The 7,664-nt window shown below is 72.5% G+C and carries 8 protein-coding genes; 3 read left to right on the top strand and 5 right to left on the bottom strand.

The window, feature by feature from the left end:
* On the bottom strand, nucleotides 1-560 hold a 560-nt coding region (locus ACFU9E_RS06230; RefSeq protein WP_380714792.1), incomplete at its 3' end, for an acyl-CoA dehydrogenase family protein.
* An 85-nt stretch (nucleotides 561-645) separates the two neighbouring features.
* Entirely contained in the window at nucleotides 646-1,854 is a 1,209-nt protein-coding gene (locus ACFU9E_RS06225) for an LCP family protein (RefSeq protein ID WP_380684853.1), read from the bottom strand.
* A 166-nt stretch (nucleotides 1,855-2,020) separates the two neighbouring features.
* On the opposite strand from ACFU9E_RS06225, the gene ACFU9E_RS06220 reads away from it, so the two are divergent.
* Entirely contained in the window at nucleotides 2,021-3,358 is a 1,338-nt protein-coding gene (locus ACFU9E_RS06220; RefSeq protein ID WP_380684852.1) for a UDP-glucose dehydrogenase family protein, read from the top strand.
* Nucleotides 3,359-3,431: 73 nt separating this feature from the next.
* The gene (locus ACFU9E_RS06215; protein ID WP_380684851.1) at nucleotides 3,432-3,845 is read left to right on the top strand and encodes a CoA-binding protein; all 414 of its coding nucleotides are present in this window, start codon (nucleotides 3,432-3,434) and stop codon (nucleotides 3,843-3,845) included.
* A gap of 16 nt (nucleotides 3,846-3,861) precedes the next feature.
* On the opposite strand, the gene ACFU9E_RS06210 is transcribed toward ACFU9E_RS06215, so the two are convergent.
* Genes ACFU9E_RS06210 through ACFU9E_RS06200 form a run of 3 tightly spaced genes read right to left on the bottom strand, consistent with a single transcriptional unit; the run spans nucleotide 3,862 to nucleotide 6,781 of the window.
* Nucleotides 3,862-5,097 carry a dipeptidase gene (locus ACFU9E_RS06210; protein ID WP_380684850.1) on the bottom strand — a complete coding sequence of 412 codons (1,236 nt, stop codon included), beginning with the start codon at nucleotides 5,095-5,097 and terminating at the stop codon, nucleotides 3,862-3,864.
* A gap of 35 nt (nucleotides 5,098-5,132) precedes the next feature.
* The gene (purE, locus tag ACFU9E_RS06205; RefSeq protein WP_380684849.1) at nucleotides 5,133-5,666 is read right to left on the bottom strand and encodes a 5-(carboxyamino)imidazole ribonucleotide mutase; all 534 of its coding nucleotides are present in this window, start codon (nucleotides 5,664-5,666) and stop codon (nucleotides 5,133-5,135) included.
* Nucleotides 5,663-6,781: a 5-(carboxyamino)imidazole ribonucleotide synthase gene (locus tag ACFU9E_RS06200; RefSeq protein ID WP_380684848.1), complete on the bottom strand. Its 1,119-nt coding sequence runs from the start codon at nucleotides 6,779-6,781 to the stop codon at nucleotides 5,663-5,665. Before ACFU9E_RS06200 ends, purE begins: the two co-directional genes overlap by 4 nt.
* A 288-nt stretch (nucleotides 6,782-7,069) precedes the next feature.
* Between ACFU9E_RS06200 and ACFU9E_RS06195 the strand changes: the two genes are divergently transcribed.
* On the top strand, nucleotides 7,070-7,660 hold the full coding sequence (locus tag ACFU9E_RS06195; RefSeq protein WP_380684847.1) for a GtrA family protein: 591 nt from the start codon (nucleotides 7,070-7,072) through the stop codon (nucleotides 7,658-7,660).
* The last annotated feature ends 4 nt before the right edge of the window (nucleotides 7,661-7,664 follow it).

Below are 7,664 nucleotides of genomic sequence, written 5' to 3'. Positions count from 1 at the left end.
GAGCGCTTCTCCGGATCCGTCACCGCCATCACCGTGTAGAACTCCGACACACCGGCGTTGGTGATCCACCGCTTCACCCCGTCCAGCACCCAGAAGTCCCCGTCACGCACCGCCCGCGTACGCATCCCCGCCGCGTCCGAACCCGCCTCCGGCTCCGACAGGCAGTACGAGAACATCCCCTCACCACGCGCCAGCGCCCCCAGGTACCGCTCCTTCAACTCCCGCGAACCCGACAGCTGCACCGGCAACGAACCCAGCTTGTTCACCGCCGGGATCAACGACGACGAGGCGCACACCCGCGCCACCTCCTCGATCACGATCACCGTCGCCAGCGCGTCCGCCCCCGCACCCCCGAACTCCTCCGGCACATGCACCGCGTGCAGGTCATTGCCCCGCAACGCCTCCAACGCCTCCTGCGGGAACCGCCCCTGCTCGTCCACCTCCGCCGCGAACGGAGCGATCTTCGCCTCGGCCAGCGAACGCACCGCCTCACGGAGCATCTCGTGCTCCTCGGAGATCCGGAAGAGATCGAAGTCCGCCGCCCCTGCGCTGCCCGCCATGATGCCCGCCTCTTCGGAGAGTGAGTCGATTCCGGTTAACTACCGTTCAGTAGAATCCTAGGGCTCCGACCTGCGGCTGCCTAGGTCAGTCGACGTCCGGGCCGAGGGTGTCGCCGGCGCGGTGCTCCTGGAAGTACTGGTCGGTGCGGTCGTTGCGGATCGCCTCCCAGAGCCGCTCCGCCGGGTGCTCGGCCAGCAGCACCACGCTCTGCTCGCCCCGGGTCGCGAAGCCGCCGAACGGCGCGTTCAGGAAGCGCACGCCGTCCGCGCGCAACGAGCGCAGGCTCCAGGCGAGCTGGAACAGGTCGGTGTTGGAGAGCCGGTCGTCGACGCTGACCACCTCGCCGACCGTGCCCAGCAGACCGCCGAGCCGCGCCGGAGCGGCGAGCGTGCCGGAGTCCATCACCTTGAGCATCAGCGCCCGCAGGAAGTTCTGCTGGCGTTTGGTGCGGTCGAGGTCGCCGCCGGGCAGGCCGTAGCGCTCGCGGACGTAGAGCAGCGCGGTGGCGCCGTCCATGTGGTGGGTGCCGGCCTCCCAGGCGCGGGCCTCGCCGACGCCCTCGATGGTGCGCGGGACGGTGATGTCGACGCCGCCGACCGCGTCGGTGAGGGCGCGGAAGCCGTTCCAGTCGATCACCGCGAGGTGGTCGACGCGGATGCCGGTGAGGTTCTGCACCGTCTCGGTCATCAGCGCCGGGCCGCCCCAGGAGTAGGCGGCGTTCAGCTTGGCCTCGCCGTGGCCGGGCACCGGAACCCAGGTGTCGCGGGGCAGCGAGACCAGGGTGGCGGAGCCCCGGTCCTCGGAGAGGTGCAGCAGCATCATGGTGTCGCTGCGGGCCGCGCCGGCCCGCCAGGCCGGGGCCTTGGCGGCGCTGCCGGTGGTGGGGGTGTCGGAGCGGGCGTCCAGGCCGACCAGCAGGAAGTTGAGGCCGCTGCCCGGGACGGGCTTCGGCTGGGCGGACTCCGGCACGGCCGGGAAGGCGTCCGGGATGCGGCGGACGGAGGAGGCGTAGTGCTCGGCCGTCCACCAGAGGGCGCCGCAGGCGCCGAGGACGAGCGCGAGCAGGGTGGAGACGGTCCAGAGCAGCACCCGCCGGCTACGGCGGCGCCGGGACTCCCCGGATCCGCCGTCGGCTCGGCCGTCGGATTCGCCGTCGGGCCCCTCGCCCGGCTCCCCCGGCTTCCCCGGATCTCCCGGCCGCTGCGCCGGCTGCTCCCTCGGTTCGAAGAGGTTCAGCCCGGACGGGGCCGGCCGCCGCACGGGCTCGCCCGACCGTTCGTCCTCCGGCTCCATGCGCGTATTGTGCCGTCGGCCCCGGCCCCCGCGCGGGGCTTCGCGGACATCGGCCGAAACCGGGGCCCGCGGGACGGTCCGGGTCCTCCTGTAGGGCCGGATAGCATCGGTGGGCGCGGCCACCACCCGGAGCCGCGCCGCCCGACGCCCGCCCGAAGGGGAAACCGTGACCCTCCGCATCTCCGTGATCGGCACCGGCTATCTCGGCGCCACCCACGCCGCCGCCATGGCGGAGTTCGGCTTCGAGGTGCTGGGGCTGGACATCGACCCGGAGAAGATCGCCACCCTGACCGCCGGCAAGGTCCCGATGTACGAGCCGGGCCTGTCCGAACTGCTGCTCAAGCACGTGGCCGGGCACGAGGGTTCGACCGGACGGCTGCGGTTCACCACCTCCGCCGAGGAGGCCGCGGAGTTCGGCGACGTGCACTTCGTCTGCGTCAACACCCCGCAGCGCAAGGGCGAGTTCGCCGCCGACATGTCGTACGTGGACGCCGCGATCGACGCGCTCGCCCCGCACCTGACCCGCCCGGTGCTGGTGGTCGGCAAGTCCACCGTGCCGGTCGGCTCGGCGGGCCGGCTGGCGGAGCGGCTGGCCGCGCTGGCCCCGGTCGGCGAGGGCGCCGAACTGGCCTGGAACCCGGAGTTCCTGCGCGAGGGCTTCGCCGTCCAGGACACCCTGCGCCCGGACCGGATCGTGGTCGGCGCCCGCAGCGAGCGCGCCGAGCGGCTGCTGCGCGAGGTGTACGCCGAGCCGATCGCCTCCGGGGTGCCCTTCCTGGTCACCGACTACGCGACCGCCGAACTCGTGAAGACCGCCGCCAACTCCTTCCTGGCCACCAAGATCTCCTTCATCAACGCGATGGCGGAGGTCTGCGAGGCGGCCGGCGCCGACGTCACCCAGCTGAGCGCGGCGCTCGCCCTGGACGAGCGGATCGGCGGCAAGTTCCTCAACTCCGGCCTGGGCTTCGGCGGCGGCTGCCTGCCCAAGGACATCCGGGCGTTCATGGCGCGGGCCGGCGAGCTGGGCGCCGACCAGGCGCTGACCTTCCTGCGCGAGGTCGACTCGATCAACATGCGCCGCCGTTCCCGGATGGTCGAGCTGGCCCGAGAGCAGTGCGACGGCGGCTTCCTGGGCCGCCGGGTTGCCGTCCTCGGCGCCGCGTTCAAGCCCAACTCGGACGACATCCGGGACTCTCCCGCGCTCAACGTCGCCGCCCAGATCCAGCTCCAGGGCGCGCAGGTCACCGTCTACGACCCCAAGGCGATGGACAACGCCCGCAAGATGTTCCCGGGCCTGGCCTACGCGCCCTCGGCGCTGGAGGCCGCCGAGGGCGCGCACGTCGTCCTGCACCTCACCGAGTGGCAGGAGTTCCGCGGCCTCGACCCCGCCGAGCTGGGCGCGGTGGTCGCCGAGCGCCGCCTCCTCGACGGACGCAACGTGCTCGACGCCGACGCCTGGCGCGCCGCCGGCTGGACCTACCGCGCCCTAGGCCGCCCCAGCTGACGGCGGTGCCCGCCGCGGTCCCGGCAGGAATCGCGGCGGGAATCCCCGACCGGGGCCGGTCGTTGCCCCGGTCATGACGAACTACGGCGACGAAGCGACGGTCCGCTCCATCCTCACCGCCAAGGGCGACACCTGGGCGGTGGTCGGCCTGTCCACCAACACCGCCCGCGCCGCGTACCGGGTGGCCCAGGTGCTGCAGGGCTACGGCAAGCGGATCGTGCCCGTCCACCCGAAGGCCGAGACGGTCCTCGGCGAGCAGGGCTACCGCTCGCTCGCCGAGATCCCCTTCCCGGTCGACGTGGTGGACGTCTTCGTGAACAGCGAACTCGCGGGCGCGGTCGCCGACCAGGCGGTGGCCGTCGGTGCCGGGGCGGTCTGGTTCCAGCTCGGCGTGGTCGACGAGGCCGCGTACGAGCGGACCACCGCCGCCGGGGTGGAGATGGTCATGGACAGGTGCCCGGCCATCGAGATCCCGGCGCTGGGCTGAGCCGGCCGCCCCCGGGTCAGTCGTCGAGGCCGTGGAGGCCGGCGAGGGTGGCGAGGGAGCGGGGGCGGCCCTCGGTGCGCAGGCGGCCGGCGGTGGATTCGGCGTCGCGCAGGACGCGGACGGCGTTGTGCCAGGTGAGCTTGGAGAGGTCGGTGTCGGACCAGCCGCGGCGGAGCAGTTCGGCGATCAGGTTGGGGTAGCCGGCGACGTCGTCGAGGCCGTCCGGGAGGAAGGCCGTGCCGTCGTAGTCGCCGCCGATGCCGATGTGGTCGACGCCGGCGACCTCGCGCATGTGGTCGAGGTGGTCGGCGACGGTGGCGACGGTGGCGACCGGGCGCGGGTCGGCCTGCTCGAAGGCGCGCTGGCAGGCCATCGCCGCGGGGGTGGTGTCCAGGGGGTCGAAGCCGTGGGCGCGCATGTTCTCGTCCGCGGCGGCGGTCCACTCGATGGCGGCGGGCAGGATGAACTTGGGCACGAAGGTGGCCATCGCCACGCCGCCGTTGCCGGGGAGCTGCGCGAGCACGTCGTCGGGGACGTTGCGCGGGTGGGCGCAGACGGCGCGCGAGGAGGAGTGCGAGAAGATCACGGGCGCCTCGCTGACCCGCAGCGCGTCGCGCATGGTGTCGGCGGAGACGTGCGAGAGGTCGACGAGCATGCCGAGCCGGTTCATCTCGCGGACGACCTCCTCCCCGAAGGCGGTGAGGCCGCCGGCGACGGGCTTGTCGGTGGCGGAGTCGGCCCACGGGGTGTTGTCGTTGTGGGTGAGCGTCATGTACCGGACGCCGAGCGCGTACAGGGCGCGCAGGGTGGCGAGCGAGCAGTCGATGGAGTGGCCGCCCTCGGCGCCGATGAGGGAGGCGATGCGGCCCTCGGCGCGGGCGGCCTCCAGGTCGTCGGCGGTGAGCGCGAGCCGCAGCCGGTCGGGGAAGCGGTCGACCAGGGCGTGCACGAAGTCGATCTGTTCGAGGGTGGCGCTGACCGCGTGGTCCCCGGCGAGCCGGCTGGGCACGTAGACAGACCAGAACTGCGCGCCGACCCCGCCCGCGGTGAGGCGGGCGAGGTCGGTGTGCAGACGGGCGCTCTGGTCGGCGGCCAGGTCGAGCGCGTCGAGGTCGTAGCCGGCCTGCTCGCGCATCGCCCAGGGGAGGTCGTTGTGGCCGTCCACCACGGGGGCGGCGCGCAGGACGGCCCGGGCGCGCTCCAGCAGGGCGGCGGCGTCGGCGGGGGTGGGATCCAGCGGCTCTGAGGTCATACGAGCTGTTGTATCCGACAAAACTGCTTTTGTGACTACTTCCCGAAGCCGAAGGACGCCGAACCCGCCACCTTGGTGCGCAGCTTCTTGCCCTTCTCGGTGGCCTGGGCGTTCAGCTCGGCCTGGAAGTCGGTCATCCGCTCGGTCAGCTCCGGGTCGAAGGCGGCCAGCATCCGCACCGCCAGCAGGCCCGCGTTGCGCGCGCCCGCCACCGAGACGGTGGCCACCGGCACACCGGCCGGCATCTGCACGATCGACAGCAGGCTGTCCATGCCGTCCAGGTAGCGCAGCGGGACCGGCACGCCGATCACCGGCAGCGGGGTGACCGAGGCGAGCATGCCCGGCAGGTGGGCGGCGCCGCCGGCACCGGCGATGATCGCCTTCAGCCCGCGCTTGTGGGCGTTCTCGCCGTAGGCCACCATCTCGCGCGGCATCCGGTGCGCGGAGACGACGTCGACCTCGTAGGGGATCTCGAACTCGTCGAGGGCCTGGGCGGCGGCCTCCATCACGGGCCAGTCGGAGTCCGAGCCCATGACGATGCCGACAACCGGAGTGCTGGAAGAGGTCATTCGGTGATCGTTCCTCGCAGGTAGGCGGCCGCGTGGCGGGCGCGCTCGCGGACGTCGTCGAGGTCGTCCCCGAAGACGTTGACGTGGCCGACCTTGCGGCCGGGCTTCACGTCCTTGCCGTACATGTGGATCCGCAGGCCGGGGTCGCGGGCCATGCAGTGCAGGAAGGCGTGGTACATGTCCGGGTAGTCGCCGCCCAGGACGTTGACCATGACGGTCCACTTGGCGCGCGGCCGGGGGTCGCCGAGCGGCAGGTCGAGGACGGCCCGCAGGTGGTTCTCGAACTGCGAGGTGACGGCGCCGTCCTGGCTCCAGTGCCCGGAGTTGTGCGGCCGCATGGCCAGCTCGTTGACCAGGATCCGGCCGTCGCGGGTCTGGAACAGCTCGACGGCGAGGTGGCCGGTGATGTCCAGCTCGCCGGCGATCCGCAGGGCGAGCTGCTGGGCCTCGTCGGACAGCGCCGGGTCGAGGTCCGGCGCCGGGGCGGTGACCTCGGCGCAGACGCCGTTCTCCTGGACGCTCTCCACCACCGGGTAGGCGACGGCCTGGCCGCTGGGCGAGCGGACCACGTTGGCGGCCAGCTCGCGGACGAAGTCGACCTTCTCCTCGGCGAGCACCGGGACGCCGGCCAGGAACGGGGCCGCGGCCTCCTCCTCGTCGCCGACCACCCAGACGCCCTTGCCGTCGTAGCCGCCGCGGACGGTCTTGAGGACCACCGGGTAGCCCGTGCCCTCGTTCGCGAAGGCGGTCACGTCGGCCGGATCGGCGACGATCCGGTGCCGGGGGCAGGGGACGCCGATGGAGTCCAGCTTGGCCCGCATCACGCCCTTGTCCTGGGCGTTGACCAGCGCGTCCGGGCCGGGCCGGACGGCGACGCCGTCGGCTTGCAGGGCCCGCAGGTGCTCGGTCGGCACGTGCTCGTGGTCGAAGGTGATGACGTCGCAGCCCTCGGCGAAGCGCCGGAGGGTGTCGAGGTCTCGGTAGTCGCCGAGGACGACGTCGGAGACGACCTGCGCCGCCGAGTCCTGGGGAGTGTCGGCGAGGAGCTTGAACCGGATCCCGAGCGGGATGCCCGCCTGGTGTGCCATGCGGGCAAGCTGCCCGCCGCCGATCATGCCCACCACTGGAAAATTCGCGTTGCCCGGGGAAGTCACCCCGCCAGGATATCCGGGCCGGTCGGAGGCCGTGGAACCGCTCCCCGCGCAACGGCGTCCCGGTGGGTGGACCCGGGTGGACGCGTCAGGGGTGCTGAGCCGATCGGTGTAACCGGGTAGCCTGGTCGGCTAGGTCCTGGTACGCGCGATCCGATCATGTGTGTGCACGCAGGGCTCAAGGGGTTGACGGCACTCAGGCCTCGGCACCCTTTCGTCCGCAGGCACGCAGGCACACGGAGGCAGCCCGGTATGGCGACGACCACGGGGTCGAACCCCTCGCTGGCGCAGAAGCTGCGCGGCCTGTCGGGCGAGGCGGTGAAGTTCGGTCTGGTCGGCCTCAGTGGCGTGGTGGTGAACTTCGCCGTCTTCTGGGTCTGCCTCAACGGTCTCCACCTGGCCTCACTGCGCTCCAACATCGCCGCCACGCTGGTCGCGATCGCCACCAACTACCTGGGCTACCGCTACTGGCTGTACCGGGACCGCGATGCCGCCTCGCGCAAGCGGGAGATCACGCTGTTCCTGGTGTTCAGCGGCGCCGGCATGCTGATCGAGACCGGGGTGCTCGGCTTCTCGGTCTACGTGCTGGGGCTCTCCTCGCACTTCGAGCAGCTGGCCGCGAAGGTGCTCGGCCTGGCGCTCGGCACGGTGTTCCGCTTCATCTCCTACCGGACCTGGGTGTTCAAAGCCGTCCCGGAGCCGACCGAGGAGCAGCTCGCCGCGGCCCGCGCGCAGGCCGCGTCGGACGCCCCGCAGGCCCCGGGCGCGCCGGCCGCCACCGTGGTCGCCCAGGCCGAGCTGATGCTGGCCGCCGAGCAGATCCGCTACGCCAAGGCCGAGTAGGCCG

Origin of the sequence: Kitasatospora sp. NPDC057595, from assembly GCF_042800875.1 — a bacterium.
In the GTDB taxonomy this organism is placed as follows: domain Bacteria; phylum Actinomycetota; class Actinomycetes; order Streptomycetales; family Streptomycetaceae; genus Kitasatospora.
This window is presented reverse-complemented; position numbering and strand designations above follow the sequence as displayed.